Here is a 19,578-nt window from a genome sequence, read left to right as displayed (position 1 = left end):
CCCTGTTACTGATCCAGTGTTCTTATTTGATAACCCTGCTCAAGCTCGGTGACTATTTGATAGCCTGATATTTCCGATGTGCTGGTGGTTTCGTATAGATAAACTTGCGGCAGACCTTTACCGACACCCAGACTATTTCCTGAGTCAGAAACCTTTTCCTGTAGCGTCGTGTTAGTTGTTGCCTGAGTGGTGAGGCCGGTAGTCGCATCGTCGTATTCATAGACTTGTTCTGGTAAGGTGCCGGCAGTTGCTCTGTCGAGGGCAAAGCTGCTGTTTTCTAACAATCGTTGAGTGCTATCAAGGGCGCTGTCAGCCGCTTGAAAGGCAGTGTTCTGCAACTGATAAGTGAGTGACGTTCGTTGTCCCATGGTAGAGAGCCGGGTGCTGCCAATAGCGACCATGGTGATCAGTAACAGAATGATCAGTGATACGAACAGTATGGCGCCTCTCTGTTGGCCATGCTGGTGTCCCCCTTGAACAGCCATCACTATTACCCCTGATTTCTAAGTTGAATCGTTGTTGTAAACACTCTTCTCAACCGACGGTCATTGCTGACCAGTGTCTTATTATTGTTCAGGTTGAGAATATCGAAGCGCTGTTGCTGATTGCCTTCAATGACATTATTGCTGGCTGCGATGACCAAACTGATGCGGATATGTGTCGTCATTCCCGGGTTGCAATTACCGTTATCAAAGGTGTTCTGGTCGCAACCCGTGGTGTAACGAATTTTACTGCCATCCTGAATGCCATAGAGAACCTGAAGATTTTCTACGCCTTCAACCATCTCTTCATCATCACGAAACAGGGCAAAGATAGGTTGACCGTCACTGCCGACCCTTCCTGTTTGCCTTATGTCGTATATAAGGCCTGTGGTAGAACCGATGTTGTAAAGCTCGGGGCAGCGCTGTTCATCCGCTGCACATTCCGGAGGGATAACATAATCCTTTAATGAGATAGGCGAATTGCCCTGGCCAATAGCGATCAGGAACTCGCTGGTAAAGGTTTCTGTTGGATCAGCCTTACATTCATGGGCATTGGTGCTGGGTTTGAAAACGGCTAACTGCCTACCATCTGAAATCATGAGTACATCATCGGACGAGTAGCAAAGCTTTTTGTTAAGAGTAATCAGGCCTGTCTGGTCGGCAGCTGTCACACGAACCGGGCCAAGTGAGGAATTCTGGTCAAGAATGTTATCGGAGAAAAACATTTCTTCTGCTCTTAGAATGGCCAGCGTATCACTGGATTCAAGCCGGATAAGAGCGTTGTTATCTGTGGGGTCGCCGGTGCCTTCAACACCAATGACTGACTGGTTATCAAAGTTGATCAGAGAACCTGTGGTTACCTCAGTATTGGCAGAGGTATCGCTGCCACGGTAGCCAGCCATGCGGACATCACGTTTGATCATCTCCATTGCAATACGAGCACTGTCTTGTATTTGCACCAGGGCGCTATCGGATGCGCTGGAGCGGGTGTTGTCCAAAAACATGCGCATAACACCCAGCATCAGTAGAGAGCTGAGCACAAGGGCGATCATCAGCTCGATCAGACTGATGCCGGATTGGTGATGTTCTGGCATAAATTTACTCATGATCACAATTCAAAAGTCATGTCATAAGACTGGTTCATTTGACCAGCACCGTACTGACTCTCACTCCACGACAACTGCAGTGTTATTTCATTAATGTCTTGCTGGATCATTGCCTGACCACTGATATTTTGCAGTTCATTTTGCCATTCAATAATATCTTCTCTTGCCAGCTCCTCTGTACCGCAGCCGGTGGCAAGGCAATTGGGCGAGGCTTGAGCCTGATTCAGGTTAGTGACATAAAAGTTCATTTGTTCTGGGTTTCGTCGCATTCTTTCGGCCAGATCGTAAGCAAGTATGGTGGCCTGGCTTCTTGAGAGAGAGCTGCCAGACGTTTGCAAACTGAGCAGTTGCAAGCCTGCCATGCCAAGAAGGCTGATACTTAAAATAAGCAGGGCAACCAGCACCTCAATCATGGTGAAGCCGCTGGATTTTATGGTGCGCATATTGGTGCCCCCCCTGTTCTGGCCTGACCCGCGCCGTTCAACCAAATGCCGCGAGCAGAGGCAGTGCCTCTGGTGTCGCAAAGGCTGAGTTGTATAGATGAGTCCAGTGTGCCCTGATTGGTGAAATTGATTTGGGTGCGACCCTGAAGCGTGTTGTCACCTTCAAGAGCATCGAACACCTGAAGAATGTTTATTCCTTCTATAACAATGAAGCCGTCACTCCAGTTGCCATTAACGTCACAATCGATACCGTTTGCGGAGCTGCAAACAGTAATGGCACTGCTATTAGCCGAAGCCTGGCTGCGGGCAAATTGCAGTGCCGCTAGAATTCTGTTGGTTTGTGATGACAGCCGGCTGTCTTGAATGCTTGATTCAAAACTTGGGTAGGCAATAGCAGAAAGGATTCCCAGTATGGCGATGGTGACCATCAGCTCCAAAAGGGTGAAACCTTTTTGGTCGTGTTTTGTCATTGTTATCTTATGGATTAGTAAATAAGTCTTTAATTTTTGTGAAATAGATCACACGTGGTCGGAGTCATCCATTAACAGAAGATAAACGGCAGTTGTTTTAGATGAGTTGCATTTTTGTGATGAATGTCATGTTTTTCAGTGAGGTATGTGTAGCTGTCACATTTTCAGGGAAAATCACTTGACCGTCGGTCGAATGAATCAAGCTTCTAGACTTGCGCCACAAACACTTTATTAGTAGCTACTTATAGTTACAGGTAGTGATCAACCAGGGATTCGGTTATGAAGTACGGTACAGGTTTGAGCACTTTATGGGGACGTCTCCTAAAGATTCTTAGCTTTTTAAGACCCGCCATGTATAGACGGCGTGCCTATATCTGTCGACAACGTGGTGTCTCCCTCGTCGAGCTGCTTATCGCTTTGGCTATGGCCGCAATTCTTGTTTCTGTTGCGGTTCCTTCTATGAAGCTCTTTATCGTTAAAACCCGAATTGCCACTACCACCGATGAAGTCTATGGGAGTTTGATGCTGGCCAGATCGGAAGCGATTAAACGACAGAGAACGGTTTCACTTTGCAGCACATTGGATAATGCGACCTGTGATGAAACCAATGGCGGTTGGCACCACGGATGGCTCATTTTTACCGATGAGAGTGATGATGGCGTGTTCAACGGGAGGGATCAGTTGATTCGTCGTGTGTCGGATGTATCGAACTTGATCTCCATAACATGGAATCGGGGATACAACCTTCGATTCAATAGTCGAGGACAGACGACACAGGCGGGTACTTTTCAGGTCTGTGACCGGGAAAATGACGGGCTTGATGCAAAGGCCATCGTTATCAGTATGACTGGACGATTACGCACGGAGAATCAAGGATCATGCAGTTAGGAAGGCAGTGTACACGACAATTTTCTCTTTATCAGAGGGGAGTCGGACTGATTGAAGTACTGATCAGCTTATTGATTATTGCGATAGGCGTACTGGGTATGGTTGCTGTTCACAGCAGCAGCATGCAATTTAATCAATCCTCCTATATTCAGTCTCAGGCAACGTTCCTTGCAACCGATATGCTGGATCGTATTCAGGCGAATGCTGACGTTGCGAAAAGCAGTGATGACTATCGAGTTGAGCTAGATGGGTTAACGTATAACCAGTGTGTCGCCAGCAATTACCCTGTGAGTTGTGAGTCTTCAAGTTGTAGTCCTGAACAGCTGGCTTTATACGATGTTAAGCAGTGGAAATTTCAACTGATATGCCAGATCCCCGGCACAAAGGGAGCTATTAGTTATAGCGACAGTGGTAGCCACAGGATTTATACCATCCAACTGAGTTTTCCTAATATGGGTAACCGGGTTCCCCTGAGCGATATTGTGTTAAGGGGGATATTATGAAATTCATGAAAGTTAAGTCTGTTCAAGCGCAGGGTTTTTCCTTAGTTGAACTCATGATTGCTTTATTGCTTGGGCTTATTCTGTTCTCGGGTGTGGGCCACCTGATTCTGGGTTCCAGTCGATCATGGGCTCTTCAAGATGAGTTATCACGTATTCAGGAAAGCGCCCGGCTGACCCTTGATCTGGTCGGTCAGGCTATCAGTACGGCGGCTTATACAGGCTGCCCGTCTCAAGCCAGTTTGGCGAATATGTTGAGTTCTAGTGCTGATAACAGACAGTGGATGGCGCATTTTGATAAGGGAGTTCTCGGCCTCTCGGCCGGCACTTCAGTTACACAACAGTTGGACAGTAACGCTATTTCTGAAGCCATCATTATTCATCGTCTGGATAGTGACTCTGCTCAGGTCGTCAATGGGCATGATACAAGTAATGTGAGATTGTCACTGAATAGTTCTCATTCATACGATGAAGGTGATTTGTTGGCTCTTATCTCTCCGGATTGTGGCCAGATTTCAATATTTCGAGCGGGTGGTTCTACCGGTGGCAGCGCTATAACACACCCCGCATCAAACAGCGGTAACTTGAATAACTGCGTCAGCCAAATGTATGGTGACTTCACCTGTGAGGATACTTTAATCGAATCCAGCAATACCAGTCATGAGGGATCTGTTCTGCTGCCTTTAGAAACCTATGCCTTTTATTTAAGAAATAGTAACGGGATACCAACACTGTACCGAAAAAAGGCGGGTGAGTATGAGAGTGGTAACAGCATTAATGCTGAGGCATTGGTTGAAGGTGTGGAAGGCCTATTGATTCGTTATGGTCTGGATAGTGATAACAACGGTGTTGCTGATCAATACCTCTCTGCCGCAGAAATAACGCCTTACAGCTCGGATTGGCTAAACGTGATCAGTGTGAAGCTGGAAATTCTGGTAAGGAGTTTTACTGAGGTTGCACCATCACCGCAGGCCTATTTTTTTGCCGGACAATCAGTGTTGCCCAGTGACAACTATGTGCGTCGGAGTTTTATGCGAACCATCAAGTTGCGTAACCGGGGGCTGAAATGAAAAGCATGGAGACACCGGTAAAAGGCAGCGTATTGTTAGTGAGTTTGATCATGCTTTTAGTGATTACCGTGACGGGTTTGACGGCAGTGAAGATGGCCACTCTTGAAGAAAAAATGAGTGGTAATTATCAGGATCAGCAAATGGCGTTCTTTGCTGCTGAAGCGGCTTTGAAAGAGGCCGAAAAATATATTGCTGAAAGCTCTTTATCGTTAACCGGATTTAATCAGGCTTGTGAAAATGGTTTTTGTTTTTCGGGTGTTGAAATAAATGACGTTGGTGGCTGTGTTCCAGGAAACTCTGAGCCTTGGGAAGGGGATGCCATTTGGAGTAATAGCAGCAATCACCGGGAAACGATTGTGACGGTTAGTGGTATTTCTGCCAGCGCCAAATATATTATCGAGTTTCGCTGTTACATTGCTAAAGAGTCAGAAGGGCCGTTGCCTGACCCTTCAGATCTTGGAGACTGGGCGATGTACTATCGCATTACTGCGTTGGCAACTGGTGGCAGTAGTGCCTCACGGGTAATGCTTCAATCGTCGTATAAAAAGAGCAGTTAGAAAAACAGGTTAAACCTAAGGGGTTGTGATCATGGATAGATTAGCCTCACAACATATTTACGGATTGGTTGCCGGATTGATCTTGCTGATGGCATTGCAGGTGAATGCTGCGCCGGAATCAAGCCATTATGCTGCCAAACCCCCTTTGCTGAGTAATACCTCTGCACCGCTGGTGATGCTGGCGATGTCTGTGGATCATGAGTTATTTAAAAAAGCCTACAGCGATTACACCGATTTGGATGCAGACGGTGAACTTGATACCAGCTATGAAGACGGCTTTGATTATCTTGGTTATTTCGATAGCAGCTGGTGTTATCAATTTACTTCCAACCGGTTTCAACCCATTGCTATGGCAACCGGTGAAAATGGACATTTCTGCACGACTTCAACTGCGCCCTGGAGTGGGAATTTTCTAAATTGGGCCAGCATGTCTCGTATGGATATTCTGAGAAAAGTGTTGTTTGGTGGCAAGCGTTCCACTGATACAACCACATTGACCGTTCTGGAGAGAGCTTATCTGCCGAGAGATGTTCATGCATTTGGCAAGGTATATGACAGCAGTCGCTCAGGAGTCAGTACTTTGAATTACACGCCTTACAATGAGTCGTCAGTGAGTCTTTGTAATGTGGCTGAGTATGAAAATGGCACACCAACACTTCGCGTAGCTCGTGGTTCTTGGCCTCGTTGGAGCTCAACGGCAGCAATGCAGTGTCAGTGGGGCAGAACGGATAGCCCGCCTTACAGCAATTATTTAACGTCGCATAATGTATACATAGAAGCCTGTGTTGATGGTAAAGATGCGGCTACCTCTTCTCGTTGTAAAACGTATCCTAACGGCAACAGTAAGCCCGTTGGATTGCTTCAGCAGTATGGTGAGTCTGGAGCCATCTGGTTTGGTTTATTAACAGGCAGTTATGATAAAAATATTTCCGGAGGAGTTCTCAGGAAAAATATTGGAAAGCTGGCCGGTAATGAGAACAGCAATCTCGATGAAGTTAACCTGAATACAGGGCAGTTTAAGTCTATTCAGGGCATTATTCATAACATCAATCAATTCAGAATAACCCGATACAGCTATTCCCAAAATGTCTATACAGATTGTAATACCTATGGGATTTCTGTAAGCAGTTTCAAACTCAGTAGAGGGACAAGTTCGACTCGACGATGTACTAACTGGGGGAATCCTCTTTCCGAAATCTATCTGGAAACGCTACGGTACTTTGCAGGGCAGCGCTTACCAACCAGCAGTTTTGATACCAGTCAGGATAACCGGTTTGTGCCTGGTATTACTCGTGCGAGTTGGAGTAATCCAATGAATCGTGAGAATGCCTGTGCTAACTGTTCGATTATTCTGTTATCTACTGGTTTGAATTCATTTGATGCAGACCAGCTTTCTTCCAGTGTTGATCTTCCTGGTTTGAACGGCACCGCTTCCGTCAATGACGCAACTGATGCTGTGGGAGAAATGGAATTTGATGGCGCCTTTGCAGGTAATTATCTGGTGGGCGGAACGGGAAGTACACGGCACTGCCGCAGTAAGTATTTGAGCGGTTTGTCTCAGGCTATAGGTATTTGCCCAGAAGTACCTCAGCTGGAAGGTGGTTATCACTTGGCTGGGTTAGCCTGGTATGCCAATACCTCCGATCTGCGCCCCAGCCTTGCAGGAAAGCAGTCAGTTCGAACGTATGCGATTGAGCTGGCGGAATCCATTCCAAACTTCACACTGGATGTCGATGGCAAGGCATTTAATTTTCAGCCTGTTTGTCAGGCTAGTTCTAATTTTGGTGCTTATTCATCAAACTTTCAGGGTGGGGGTTCTGACTGCACGTTAATTGATGTAGTGGTGGATTCACTGGTCAAAGACAGTGAGGGTAACGTTGTTCAAGGACGACTGACGTTTGTCTGGGAAGATTCATATTGGGGTAATGACTATGACTTTGATGCGGCTTCTGAAATTCAATTCTGCGTGGGAACCCACTGTGACGGAATTTCTTCAGGCCCATTAAATGGTACGAATTTAACGGATAATCAAGTGAGAATGTTTGTTCAGGTAAAAGGCATTTATGCGGGCTTGAATATGCGTTTTTCTTACACCGTTACCGGTGCTAATTCAGTGGATGATGGTCTCCAGACTAACAGTTTTGTCTATAAATCCCTGAATAATCAGTATTACGACGGCGATAGCAATACCCGAGTGTTTAGCGTATCTGCAGATGCGGCGAGCACTTTGCCTAAGCCGATGTTTCTTGCCGCTAAATATGGCGGGTTTGTTGATCTGGATGGTGACAAGACGCCGGGGCACGATGGCAATGGCGATGGTTTACCAGATACAGATAATAATCGTGAATGGGATACTCGCAATAACCTGACTGGGGCTCGTGGCTCAGATGGCGTGCCCGATAATTATTTCTTCTCCAGGAATCCAACGTTATTGGCCAGCCAGCTTGGTCAGGTGCTTGAAGATATTTCAAGTCGAGTGTCGTCTGCTACCAACGCTGCTCTTTTTGCTAATAGTTCAACGGGGACTGGTGCTATCTATCAGGCACTGTTTCAACCAAATCTGGAAGTAAATGGTAAATCGATTACCTGGGGCGGCATTCTCCATTCGTTGTTTATTGATAACAAAGGCCACATACGGGAAGACGGTAACCGTAATGCAAGGTTGGATGATTACTCTGAAGACAAAATAATTGAGTTATATTTTGACCCCAACTCCAGCCAGACAATGGTACAGAGATACAGCACCACAAACTCCGGCGTTACCCGTATAGTTGATGGTTCTCTACAACCACTGTCTTCTTTGAAGACGATCTGGGATGCCCGGGATCAGTTGTCTCAGCTGTCAAATGTAACGGATCAGCGAAACTACCACCTGCCTGCTTCCGGTGGACGACATATGTTCACTTGGTTGGATACCAATAATAATTCGCAAGTGGATGATGGTGAGCAGCGACCATTTGTTCCTTCGTCGTTTACTGGAAATGCTGGCTTTTTAGGGGTTTCTTCTTCGGAAGTGACTCCTTTAGTGAATTACATTAGAGGGCAGGAATCCGACAATACCCGGTCAAGGACGATTGACTACGATGGCGATGGTTTGGATGAAGTCTGGCGACTGGGCGACATTGTTCACTCAACGCCCCGTGTTGTTGCCGCACCGGACAGCCGATACGATGCCTGGTTTAAGGACAGCAGCTATAAAGCATTTCGTAATCATTATCTGAACCGACGTCATGTGCTTTATGTGGGCGCCAATGATGGTTTGATCCATGCGTTTAATAGCGGATTCTGGGATGAGAGCGAATTTAGTTATGTGCTGACAACAGAAAATAATGAAGTCAGTCATCCTCTGGGCTCTGAGATCTGGAGCTATGCGCCAATGAATTTGTTGCCACACCTTCGCTGGTTACCAGAAGAAGATTATCCCCATGTCTACTACATGGATTCTGAACCTCTTGTTTTTGATGCCAATATTTTTGCAGAAGATGCTGATCATCCGGGAGGTTGGGGCACCGTTCTGGTGGTGGGGATGCGATTTGGGGGCGGTAGCATTGATATCACCGTTAATGATGAGAATAGAACCATGCGCTCCGCCTGGGTGGTGCTGGATGTTACTAATCCGGAGCAACCACCGGAGTTACTGGCAGAGATCACCCATCCCGATATGGGCTTCACCACGGCCAGACCGGCGTTGATAAAGCGGCGGGTAGCTGGCGTTGATGCCAGTGGTGAGGCTGATTGGAGCCAGCCTGTTCAGAATGACTGGTATCTGGTGATGGGCTCCGGACCTTCTGGCAGAACTCAGGCAGAGCTTCGATCGGCGCTGGATCATGGAACTGCCGATCAAAACTTGCATCTTTTTATCTATGATTTGAGCAATAAATCGTTTGTTTCTGGTTTTGACCCTCTTCTTACATCATCTCCGGCCTCTTATGCCGGGGATATCATTACTGAAGATTGGAATAGAGACTTTCAAGATGACGTCGTTTATTTTGGCACGGTAGAAACCGGAGGTAGTCAGCTTGATGGTAAGTTGATGCGGTTGAAGCTCGCCACAGATATCGAAAATTCGACCTTGAATGTGTTATTGGATGCGGGTCAGCCCATTACAGCACAACCTTTAACCGTAACCGATAGTGACAGTTATTGGGTCTATTCTGGAACTGGGCGATTGCAAACCTACAACGATAATCGCGATGCATCAGCCAACTATTTTTACGGACTTCGTGAGCCTTTAAATGATTCCAAAGATCTAACCTATGGTTCGGTGAGCCAGAGCAACCTTGTGAATGTTGGTAATGTTGCCGTGTTTGGTAATGGCGATGTGCTTCTGAAATCCAATCTTAGCTACGATCCTTTTATTATTGATTCGCAAACCGTTGAAAGCTTTGATGACCTCAAAAATGAGGTGGTTGCCCGTGGAGGCTGGAAGTTGCCGTTGAGCGTTGATGGCGTTTCACCTTCAGGTCGTAGTGTGAACAGAGTGACCCGGCAATTCACGCAAATTCTGTTTACAGAATATCAGCCTTCTGACAATAGTTGTTCTATCGATGGCATTAGCTCGCTGTTTGCCGTGCATTATCAGACTGGCACGGCATCTCCTTCTGCGGTGTTGGGTTATGTGCCCATTGAAAGTCTGGAGTTGGAAGGAAGCCTGAAAAGCATTGGGCTTGGTATTGGTTATGCCTCTTCACCCGTTGTGCACAGAGGGGAAGCCGGAAAATTGTCAGCCATCACGCAAGGAGCAGGGGGCAGTATCAGTTCCACAGGTTTGGATTATACGTTCAGTTCTGAGGGGCGTCAGAGCTGGTGGCAGATATTCAAACTGCCCTGGGTAGAATAATGAAGCCGTCTCAATCAGGAAGTAATCGATCCCAGAAAGGGTATACGCTGGGTGAGCTTATGATTGTCCTGGTGATTATCGGTATTCTTTCATCCATTGTTTACCCATCCTACAGTCAGTATATGTTCGAGACCCGTCGAAGTGACGCATGGGTTGCTCTGACCAACGCAGCAGCAGCTCAGGAGCGTTGGTATTCTGTTAACTTCCGTTTTACTGATGCGGTTGTCAATCTGGGTGGTGGCTCTTCACCTGAAGGGTTTTATGCGATTTCCGTTGAGTCCAGCTCAACATCCTATCGGATAACGGCCACAGCGATTGACACAAAGGTGCAGGCCAGTGATACAGGGTGCACCGTGATCACGCTGGATCATTTGGGTATTCAGTCTCCAAATGACTGTTGGAAATAGCATCTTATCTAATCACAAAACTTACCTCGCAAAAGCAAAGATTCAATATTCAACCCAACCAGAATCCGCCGATATCCATCTGAGATAGTCCCTAAGGTCGATAAGGTTGCTCATTTTATGGAATCCGGAAGTACAGAGACATTACGTGTCCTCATGGTTGGTGCTGCGCAGGAAGAAGCTGATGCTTGCTTGAATGCATTAAGAGAGTCGGGGTATGCCACTCGAGCAGATCTGGTCAATGACCCTAAAGAGCTAAGTTCGAAGATTTCTGTACTCCCTCCCTGGGATTTACTGATAACCATCAATAAGCCTGAGTCCATGGGCACTTCTCAGGTTTGCGACTTCTTGAGCCAGCAAAACATCGACCTTCCAGTCATTGTTATGCTCACTGCTGATGATGACACAGATCCACTTTCTTTCGTTAAGATGGGAGCCAGAGCCGTCATACCTATGGATGATGGGGATTATCTGACGACCATCACTGCCAGAGAGTTTGATGCGCTGAAGGCACGGCGGCATCATCGCCGTATGAGTGTTGCTTTGTATGAGTCAGAGAAGCAGAGGCGGATTCTTCTGGATGATCAGGTCGATCCAGTTATTTATATCAGTCACGGTAAAATCCAATACGCCAATGCCGCATTTTCAACATTGCTGGGTCTATCAAAAAATGAGCGGCTGGATGGTAGGGCGTTCAAAGAATTTATCAGTGAAAAAGACCAAAAGGATGTCGAAGAATTTTTATTTAATGTTGAAGACAGTGGTCAGGCTTTTGCAGCCGTTCAGTGCAGTTTATCAGGTAAAGACGGCACTGAGATATCAACTAGAACGGTGATTTCGGCTACGTCTTACCATGAGCAGTTTGCTCTGAGTTTGCAGATTCATGCAGACTCTGAGGAAGAAGGCATCAAAGATATTCCTGCTCAGGTGTTCCATCGCAGTGAAGAGACGGTGTTTGATAGCAAACATTTTGATCAATTCCAACAGCTTGTTGATGTGGCAGTTCAAAAAGCCGTATCAGGAAAGGGAAAGGATACGCTGTGTTGTATCTATATTGATACGCTCAAGGAAATCAATGCTGAACATGGTCGAGGTGTCTGTCAGAGGCTAGTTGCCGTTGTCGCAAAGGAAATTGGCGCATTTCTTGGTGATACTCGTCCCTTCACAAACTTGGGTGGCGGTAGTTTTGTAGCGCTTTTGAGGGAGGGGGAAGAAGAAAAAATACGCCGAAAAGTAACCGACCTGCTTGCGACAGTCACCACTAAAGATGTGGAGGTCGAAGGAAAATTGTTGCAAGTGAAGCTATCACTTGGTGCCGTTATTTTCGGTGAAACCAGTGATGATGCTAAAACTATGCTGTCCCAAAGCCGTCAGGCTGCGGTGATGGCCTATAAGCAAGGTGGCAATCAGCTTTGTTTTTATCAGAAAAGAAGAGATGTTAAGCCAGTCCACTCTGTAGAAAAACATCTGGCGGGTCTGGTCAGTCAAGCGCTGAAAAACAAAAAACTGAAATTGACATACCAGCCGTTGATTCCGCTATCGGGATCCTCGTTAGAGTACTATGAAGTATCGCTTAATATTATTGATGGTCAGGGACGCGAGCATAAGGGATCTGTCTTTCGGCCAAAACTGGAGAAAATCAGTCTTTGGAATAAAGTTGACCAATGGCAACTGATAGAAGCCAGTAAGGCTTTGAAGGCAAAAAGAAAAGAAGGCAATGATACTCGTTTGTTGGTTCAACTGGGTGGTTATGCTGTTACAGATGAAAAATTTCTTCCGTGGATGAACGTCGCTCTGAAGGCTGCAGGTATACCAACTTCTGCACTCGCAGTAGAGTTGAGTGAAACGAATATTGCTCGTTATACTGACCGAATTGGTGAGTTTTTCAAAGAACTGAAAACGATGGGGTGCCAAACGGTGGTCAGGGATTTTGGCTGTAGCGTTAACCCATTGGCTGCTATTGAGAACCTTGATGTTGATTTGGTCATGCTGGACACCTCTTTTACCCGTGATCTTGATGAAAGAGCCAGGCTTGATGAGTTGCGGAAGCTAATTACTGATCTTACCCAAACCGGAAAACAAGTCATCGTACCGGGTATTGAGTCTGCAGAAGATATGTCTCCTGTATGGCAGTTTGGTGCGAATTATATAGGGGGTAATTTTCTGCAACCACCATCAGAGAGAATGAACTTCAACTTTGACGGCTAAAAGTCGTCAAAATCGTTTCCATTATTATCCTCCCAGTCATTTCAATTTACAGATGCCCTCGGTTGCAAGACAATACCGCATTATTTTCATACTGCGATTTGCCGAAGTCTGAGTGACTTGCTCTGTTTTGCAGTTTCATAACAAAGGGGATAGGCAAGTATTTCCATGTCAGTAAAACTCAATATGGTCATGGCCCAGCTCAATCTGGTGGTTGGTGACATTGATGGAAACACCTCCAGGGTTATTGATGCTGCCGAGCAGGCTCGGGACCAGCTGGCCGCCGATGTCATCGTTTTCCCGGAGTTAACACTCTGTGGCTATCCACCAGAAGACCTTCTGCTTCGCCCCAGTCTTATTCTACGAATTGAACATGCCCTGAACCGTCTTAAAGCCGTTAAAGGTGTTGATCTGATTATTGGTGCGCCTTTAATGGGGGCTAATGGTCTGGAAAATCAGGCGCTGGTAATACGAGATGGTGAAATACTGGTTCGGTATGGCAAACAGCACCTTCCCAATTATCAAGTATTTGATGAGAAACGTTATTTTGTTAAAGCTCAGGAAACCGTTATTTATTCCTGTAAAGGCGTAAATGTGGCGTTGCTGATCTGTGAAGACCTCTGGTATCAAGGGCCAGTTCGGCGAGCGAAGGAAGCGGGTGCTGATCTGATCATCAGTTTAAATGCATCGCCCTTCCATATGAATAAGCAGTCACTGCGCCATCAGACGATTCGCGAACGTTGTACCGAGTTTGGCCTGCCTGTGCTGTATGCCAATATGGTGGGCGGACAGGATGAACTGGTGTTTGATGGCGGCTCATTTGTCATGAATAGCAGTGGGGAGCTTGCTTTTAGTGCACCTTATTTTGAAGAAGGTTTGCACTGTGTGAGCTTTGATAAAGAGGCTAATGCCTTTGACGAAGGCGACATTGAAGCGATTCCTGAACTGTGCTCACAGGTTTACGATGCTCTGGTAACCGGCGTTCGAGACTATGTGAATAAAAACGGCTTCAAGGGTATCGTGCTTGGTTTATCTGGCGGTATTGATTCAGCGCTGACGTTAGCTATTGCCACCGATGCTCTGGGCAAAGACCGGGTAGAAGCGGTGATGATGCCTTACCGCTATACCTCGGATATGAGTCTTGAAGATGCAGCAGAAGAAGCGAATATTCTTGGGGTGAACTACAAGGTTTTGCCCATTGAACCCATGTTTGATGCCTTTATGAGTACATTGGATTCAGAGTTTGCGGGCTACCCAAGGGATACCACAGAAGAAAACCTTCAGTCCCGTTGCCGCGGTGTGATGTTGATGGCCATTTCCAACAAAAAAGGTTATCTGGTTCTAACCACAGGAAATAAGAGTGAAATGGCCGTTGGCTATGCAACTCTGTATGGCGATATGGCCGGCGGTTTTGATGTATTGAAAGATGTGCCTAAAACTTTGGTGTTTAAGTTATCTGAATACCGGAATACCCGAGGCTATGTTATCCCCCAGCGAGTCATTGATCGCCCGCCCTCTGCAGAACTGGCTCCAGATCAGGTGGACGAAGACAGTCTGCCGCCTTACGATGCTCTGGATCGTATTCTGGAACTTTACATTGAGCAGGATTGCAGTGCAGAAACCATCATCAAAGAAGGTTTTGATCGAGATGAGGTTTATCGAGTGCTGAGGCTGGTGGACATTAACGAATACAAACGTCGACAGTCTGCTATTGGAACCCGCATAACTCCAAGAGGCTTTGGCCGGGACCGACGATACCCGATTACCAATGCATGGAAACCGGGGGTGTAAATACTACCACCTAAGCCTTTATACAAGACTTAGGTAAGTTTCATGCAGCTTTTCCAGGGACTGGTGAAGCTGTTCAAGCGTTCCGCTGTTCTCCACGACATCGTCAGCCCATTCAAGACGCTTTTCTCTGGGCATCTGGCTTGCGATGATTTTTCTTGTTTGATCTTCATCCATGTGATCGCGATTCATCGCTCGCTCTATTTGTGTCGCTTCTGGTAAATCCACCACAAGAATTCGATTCACTAACTCATGCTGATCGGTTTCCAGCATTAAGGGTGAAACCAGGATGGCATAGGGGGATTTGGCTTGTTGCAACTCAAGACGTATCTGATCACGAATCAGAGGATGCAGCAAAGCTTCAAGCCACAGTCGTTCATCTACGCTATCGAAAATAATGGTACGGAGCTGGCCACGATCCAAATTCCCATTCAGGATAATACCGGAGCCAAAACGTTTGGCGATTGCTTCCAGTGCTGGTTTGCCCGGCTCAACGACCACCCGTGCTGCCAGATCGGCGTCAACAATAGTGACACTTTTGCTGGCAAAGAAGTCGGTCACTGCCGTTTTGCCACTGCCAATACCACCAGTGACGCCAATGGTCATTTTAGTATTTTGTTCTTGTTTGCTCATGAGCTAAGCCCCGAAAAACTAAGGTAGGCTTGAATCAACTGGTCGCCCCAAATAAGCGCTATAAAACCAGCAATTGCCAGATATGGGCCGAAAGGAATCGGGTTAGAGCGTTCCTGTCGTTTAGTTACGATTAGCAGAACAGCAGCAATGGTTCCGACAAGAGATGAGAGAAGAATAATCAGAGGCAGTTTTGTCCACCCTAGCCAGGCGCCTAATGCCGCGAGAAGTTTAAAGTCGCCATAACCCATCCCTTCTTTACCGGTGACCAGCTTGAATAGCCAGTACACACTCCAGAGAGAGAGGTAACCGGCAACCGCACCCCAAAGCGCTTCATCAAGACCGACCACTAAGCCGTAGCTATTCACGACCAAGCCAGCCCATACCAATGGCAGTGTGATGTCATCCGGCAGTAATTGAGTGTCGTAATCGATCATGGTCAGAACCAGTAACGACCAGCCAAGCAGGCAGAAAGCCACTGTCTGCAGGGTTACGCCCCAGGTCAGGCCAATAGCGACCGTCATGATGGCGCTGATGATCTCAATGGCCGGATAACGAAACGATATGCCGGTTTTACAGGAAGCACATTTTCCCCGAAGAAAGAGGTAGCTTAATACGGGAATGTTTTCCCAGGCGCGAATCTTGTGCTGACAAGAAGGGCAGGTAGAAGCGGGGGTAACCAGATTATACGTTGGCATTGGCTCGTGCTCCCGTTCAGGGTGCAGGATTTCTTCACTTTGTTGCTGCCACTGGCGCTCCATCATGACGGGCAATCGATGAATCACCACGTTCAAAAAGCTACCAACAATCAATCCGGAGACAATCAGGAAAAAAACAAAGTAAGGCGTTGATGTCTCAAGAAGTTCAATAAGCAAAAGCATGTAAATGGTTCCCTGATGGCATTGGTCTGTCAGTCCACTTTTGCCAGTTTATTAGATCAATTGACGAATCATATAGTATGCAAACCGTTGTTTAAACCGGTCACTTTGTAGAGTTTGAATACGTGCTCAAGTTGGCTTGTAAATAAATTGCTGGTTGAGTGAAAAGTATTCATGGGAGATAGTTGACTTGCATCAAAAAGGAATGCGATTGGTGCTGTTAGGCTCTGTTGACATAAGGTTCCTTTCTCAGCTCAAGCCAGAATGTTTCTGACGAGGCGCAAGAGCGCAGGAATACTGACGTCTTTCAAGTTCTTGCAACAAGGGCAGAAGCATTCTGGCTTGAGCCCCCCGGGTGGTTCGTAAAGCCGCCTTCCAGCTTCGTTGAACGAGCTTGATGTAGTTCACTACATCTTCACTCATTCGCCTCGTGGAATGCGGCTTTACGAACCACTGAGTTTGGAACCTTATGTTAACAGAGCCTAAGGTTGCACAAATCATAGCTGTCGGGACAAAACACACGACACTGGTTTACGATGAACACAAATCACTCCGCACGGACACTTCAACAATGATGTTAAAACAGTTTAAGCCATCACACTTGGCCGTTGCAGCGCTTGCGAGCATGGTCAGTGCCTGCTCTTTAATGCCTGGTCAGACAGGTCCTGATCCTGATAAGACCTATCAGTTGACTGTGCTACACACCAATGACCACCATGGTCGTTTCTGGCATGACCGTAAAGAGCGTTACGGCATGGCCGCACGGATGACATTAATCGAAGACATTCGTGAAGAAGTGGAAGAAGAAGGTGGCCATGTGCTGCTACTGTCCGGCGGTGATATAAACACGGGTGTGCCTGAGTCAGATCTGCAGGATGCGATTCCTGATTTCAAAGGCATGAATATGCTGGGGTATGATGCCATGGCGGTAGGTAACCATGAATTCGATAACCCTAGAGAAATCCTGAAAATGCAGGAATCTCTGGCTGAGTTCCCATTCCTTTCCGCCAACATCATTGATGAATCAACTGGAAAAACACTGTTCAAACCCTACACAATGTTTGAAAAAGATGGCTTGCGTATTGCCGTTATGGGTTTGACCACGGATGACACGCCGAAGGCAACTAACCCTGAGAACACCGTTGGTTTGAAGTTTAGAAAACCGGTGAATGTCGCCCGGGAACTGGTACCTGAGCTGGAAGAAAAAGCAGATGTTATTATTGCTACGACCCACATGGGGCACTACGCCAACGCTGCCTATGGCGTGAACGCACCCGGTGACGTGACTCTGGCTCGCAGTGTTGATGGTATTGACCTTATTGTTGGCGGCCACTCTCAGGATCCACTGTTTGAGCCAGACCTGCAAAACGGTGCCTACATTGTGCAGGCTCATGAGTGGGGCAAGTATGTTGGGCGTGCAGATTTTGAGTACAGCAATGGTGAGCTCACACTGAAGGATTATGAACTGATTCCAGTAAACCACGGCAAAGGTGATGAAAAGATCGCGGCCGATGACAAAATGCTGGAAATGCTTCGCCCGTATCAGGAAAAAGGCCAGAAGCTGGTGGCCGCCAAAGTGGGTAATGTTGATCAGCGGTTGATGGGTGAGCGTGCGGAAGTTCGCTTCCAACCAACCAACCTGGGCACTTTGCTGACTCAGGCGTTTATGGCGAAAACCGGTGCTGACTTTGCGGTGAATAATGGTGGTGGTATTCGTGCCAGCATAGAGCCGGGTGAAATCACTTATAAAGATGTACTGACTGTTCTGCCTTTCGGCAATACCTTGACCACAGTGGATCTCACTGGTCAGCAAGTGATGGACTACCTGAACGTTGTGGCTTTAAAGCCAGCCGATAGCGGTGCTTTTGCTCACTTCTCTGGTGTGGAAATGGACATCACTAAAAAGGGTGTGAAAAACGTACGTATTGGCGGTGAGCCTCTGAACCTGACCAAGACTTACAAGATGGCAATCCTGAGCTTCTCTGCCGGTGGCGGTGATAACTACCCGAATGTAAGCAAGATGGATAGCTATGTAGATACAGGGTTTACGGATGCAGATGTACTGAGAGAGTACATTGAACAACACTCGCCACTGATGGTTGAGAAGTACACGCCAAAAGGTGTAACTCGGCTGTAAATAAGTAATCTTTGTTTTGCTGAGGGGTATTCCCCCTCAGTTTTATAGCGCGAGGTTTATTTTTGCGCAGGAGCCAGGTTAGCCCTGTTTTGAGGAGTGTGATTCATTGGAGATAAAACGGGACCTTTAAGTGGCGTTCTTAAACTGTTATCGCCGGGCTTCATATTTTTCACCAGAGCTTGAAATTTTTCAGACGATACCGATGGTTTGTCCTTAGCCGATTGCTGACTTGGATCTATCGCTGGACCAGGTGACGAACCTATCTTCATACTTGAATCCCCTGGAATGCCGAGCTATCTAATCCGCCTGTATCAGGCCTATCATTATTCACTTCATCCATTAACTGATCTGCCAGTTCAACATAATTAAACACTAAGTTTTCAAACTGTTGATTGTTCAGGTTTTCAATAGGTTGCCCCAGCATAAGGTGAATACCATCGGAGTCCGGGTCGATGCAAAACCAGGCGCCCTGAAGTTTGTCAGGTTGACTATTTAAAGTCAGCAGCTGGAGGGCTTTTGCTTTTTTTGTGGAGGCATCGGTGGGCATTGTAGAGATTAACCTGTGCAGCATAAGGAGGTCACTGCCTTCGGGAAGCTCTAGTACGATTTTTTCATCGTTAGTATTTGAGTCAACTAGCGTACAGCTATTATTGATAATTGGGAATTTCGTACCGGCTATGTCACCCAAATAGCCAACAAGGTGTTCGAAATGAGCCTGATGTGTTGTCATTGATAATGCCTATTGCCATTGATTCTAGTGGGTAATCGGCAAAAGGCTCGGAATTTTAACGTGGGTTGGGTATAGGTAAGGTTCGGGATCAGCCCGGCGGCCACTGCATTTGGCGTCCGCCCATTAAGTGCAGGTGAATGTGATAAACCGATTGACCACCTTGAGCATTGGTACTTATGGACAGTCGGAAGCCATCATCAGCAATGCCTTCTTCAGCCGCCAGATCTTTTGCAATCAGCATCATTTTGCCGAGCACCGCCTGATCTTCCACCGTTGTATCATTCATGGTGGCGATGTGTTTCTTGGGGATGACTAGGATATGTGTGGGCGACGCAGGGTTAATATCCCTGAAGGCCAGTACATCACCATCTTCAAACACTTTATTGGCCGGGATATCACCGGCAACAATCTTACAGAAAAGACAACTCATTAAGTTAGCATCCTTTGTCG

General features: G+C 46.8%; 18 protein-coding genes. 9 read left to right on the top strand and 9 right to left on the bottom strand.

Annotated features, from left to right (window positions below):
* Positions 1 to 5 precede the first annotated feature (5 nt).
* From Q1B11_RS13955 to Q1B11_RS13940, 4 genes are read right to left on the bottom strand one after another with little or no spacing between them, the layout of a single operon-like run.
* A complete protein-coding gene (locus tag Q1B11_RS13955) occupies positions 6 to 485 on the bottom strand; it encodes a PilX N-terminal domain-containing pilus assembly protein (RefSeq protein WP_299733727.1) in 480 nt (159 codons plus the stop codon).
* Positions 486 to 490: 5 nt separating this feature from the next.
* Positions 491 to 1,576 (bottom strand): PilW family protein, encoded by a 1,086-nt coding sequence (locus Q1B11_RS13950; protein WP_299733725.1) that lies wholly within the window; start codon positions 1,574 to 1,576, stop codon positions 491 to 493.
* Between the two features lie 14 nt (positions 1,577 to 1,590).
* A complete protein-coding gene (gene pilV, locus Q1B11_RS13945; protein ID WP_299733723.1) occupies positions 1,591 to 2,031 on the bottom strand; it encodes a type IV pilus modification protein PilV in 441 nt (146 codons plus the stop codon).
* Complete coding sequence (locus tag Q1B11_RS13940) at positions 2,019 to 2,501, bottom strand: GspH/FimT family pseudopilin (protein ID WP_299733721.1); 483 nt, start codon at positions 2,499 to 2,501, stop codon at positions 2,019 to 2,021. Before Q1B11_RS13940 ends, pilV (Q1B11_RS13945) begins: the two co-directional genes overlap by 13 nt.
* Positions 2,502 to 2,852: 351 nt before the next feature.
* Here Q1B11_RS13940 and Q1B11_RS13935 point away from each other — a divergent pair, with 351 nt between their 5' ends.
* From Q1B11_RS13935 to Q1B11_RS13900, 8 genes are all read left to right on the top strand, one after another.
* Positions 2,853 to 3,389, top strand: coding sequence for a GspH/FimT family pseudopilin (locus Q1B11_RS13935; RefSeq protein WP_299733719.1), 537 nt, complete (start codon positions 2,853 to 2,855; stop codon positions 3,387 to 3,389).
* Positions 3,380 to 3,892, top strand: coding sequence for a type IV pilus modification protein PilV (gene pilV / locus Q1B11_RS13930; RefSeq protein ID WP_299733717.1), 513 nt, complete (start codon positions 3,380 to 3,382; stop codon positions 3,890 to 3,892). The genes Q1B11_RS13935 and pilV (Q1B11_RS13930) overlap by 10 nt, the downstream gene beginning before the upstream one ends.
* Positions 3,889 to 4,959, top strand: coding sequence for a PilW family protein (locus Q1B11_RS13925; RefSeq protein ID WP_299733715.1), 1,071 nt, complete (start codon positions 3,889 to 3,891; stop codon positions 4,957 to 4,959). The genes pilV (Q1B11_RS13930) and Q1B11_RS13925 overlap by 4 nt, the downstream gene beginning before the upstream one ends.
* Positions 4,956 to 5,516 carry a PilX N-terminal domain-containing pilus assembly protein gene (locus Q1B11_RS13920; protein WP_299733713.1) on the top strand — a complete coding sequence of 187 codons (561 nt, stop codon included), beginning with the start codon at positions 4,956 to 4,958 and terminating at the stop codon, positions 5,514 to 5,516. The genes Q1B11_RS13925 and Q1B11_RS13920 overlap by 4 nt, the downstream gene beginning before the upstream one ends.
* 31 nt (positions 5,517 to 5,547) lie before the next feature.
* Positions 5,548 to 10,356 carry a PilC/PilY family type IV pilus protein gene (locus Q1B11_RS13915; RefSeq protein WP_299733711.1) on the top strand — a complete coding sequence of 1,603 codons (4,809 nt, stop codon included), beginning with the start codon at positions 5,548 to 5,550 and terminating at the stop codon, positions 10,354 to 10,356.
* Positions 10,356 to 10,763: a type IV pilin protein gene (locus Q1B11_RS13910; protein WP_299733709.1), complete on the top strand. Its 408-nt coding sequence runs from the start codon at positions 10,356 to 10,358 to the stop codon at positions 10,761 to 10,763. The genes Q1B11_RS13915 and Q1B11_RS13910 overlap by 1 nt, the downstream gene beginning before the upstream one ends.
* Before the next feature lie 117 nt (positions 10,764 to 10,880).
* The gene (locus tag Q1B11_RS13905) at positions 10,881 to 12,968 is read left to right on the top strand and encodes an EAL domain-containing protein (RefSeq protein WP_299733707.1); all 2,088 of its coding nucleotides are present in this window, start codon (positions 10,881 to 10,883) and stop codon (positions 12,966 to 12,968) included.
* 165 nt (positions 12,969 to 13,133) lie between these two features.
* Positions 13,134 to 14,756 (top strand): NAD+ synthase, encoded by a 1,623-nt coding sequence (locus tag Q1B11_RS13900; RefSeq protein WP_299733705.1) that lies wholly within the window; start codon positions 13,134 to 13,136, stop codon positions 14,754 to 14,756.
* An 18-nt stretch (positions 14,757 to 14,774) separates the two neighbouring features.
* On the opposite strand, the gene coaE is transcribed toward Q1B11_RS13900, so the two are convergent.
* Together coaE and Q1B11_RS13890 are read right to left on the bottom strand one after the other, a co-directional pair.
* Complete coding sequence (gene coaE / locus Q1B11_RS13895; RefSeq protein WP_299733703.1) at positions 14,775 to 15,386, bottom strand: dephospho-CoA kinase; 612 nt, start codon at positions 15,384 to 15,386, stop codon at positions 14,775 to 14,777.
* Complete coding sequence (locus Q1B11_RS13890; protein WP_299733701.1) at positions 15,383 to 16,264, bottom strand: A24 family peptidase; 882 nt, start codon at positions 16,262 to 16,264, stop codon at positions 15,383 to 15,385. The genes coaE and Q1B11_RS13890 overlap by 4 nt, the downstream gene beginning before the upstream one ends.
* Positions 16,265 to 16,730: 466 nt before the next feature.
* Here Q1B11_RS13890 and ushA point away from each other — a divergent pair, with 466 nt between their 5' ends.
* Entirely contained in the window at positions 16,731 to 18,398 is a 1,668-nt protein-coding gene (ushA, locus tag Q1B11_RS13885) for a bifunctional UDP-sugar hydrolase/5'-nucleotidase UshA (RefSeq protein WP_366139471.1), read from the top strand.
* A 56-nt stretch (positions 18,399 to 18,454) separates the two neighbouring features.
* Here ushA and Q1B11_RS13880 read toward each other — a convergent pair whose 3' ends face one another.
* From Q1B11_RS13880 to Q1B11_RS13870, 3 genes are all read right to left on the bottom strand, one after another.
* Positions 18,455 to 18,667: a hypothetical protein gene (locus tag Q1B11_RS13880; protein ID WP_299733699.1), complete on the bottom strand. Its 213-nt coding sequence runs from the start codon at positions 18,665 to 18,667 to the stop codon at positions 18,455 to 18,457.
* The gene (locus Q1B11_RS13875; RefSeq protein WP_299733697.1) at positions 18,664 to 19,128 is read right to left on the bottom strand and encodes a type III secretion system chaperone; all 465 of its coding nucleotides are present in this window, start codon (positions 19,126 to 19,128) and stop codon (positions 18,664 to 18,666) included. Before Q1B11_RS13875 ends, Q1B11_RS13880 begins: the two co-directional genes overlap by 4 nt.
* Positions 19,129 to 19,216: 88 nt before the next feature.
* Complete coding sequence (locus Q1B11_RS13870; RefSeq protein WP_299733695.1) at positions 19,217 to 19,558, bottom strand: histidine triad nucleotide-binding protein; 342 nt, start codon at positions 19,556 to 19,558, stop codon at positions 19,217 to 19,219.
* Between the last annotated feature and the right edge of the window lie 20 nt (positions 19,559 to 19,578).

This window comes from uncultured Endozoicomonas sp., from assembly GCF_947495845.1.
Lineage (GTDB): Bacteria > Pseudomonadota > Gammaproteobacteria > Pseudomonadales > Endozoicomonadaceae > Endozoicomonas.
This window is presented reverse-complemented; position numbering and strand designations above follow the sequence as displayed.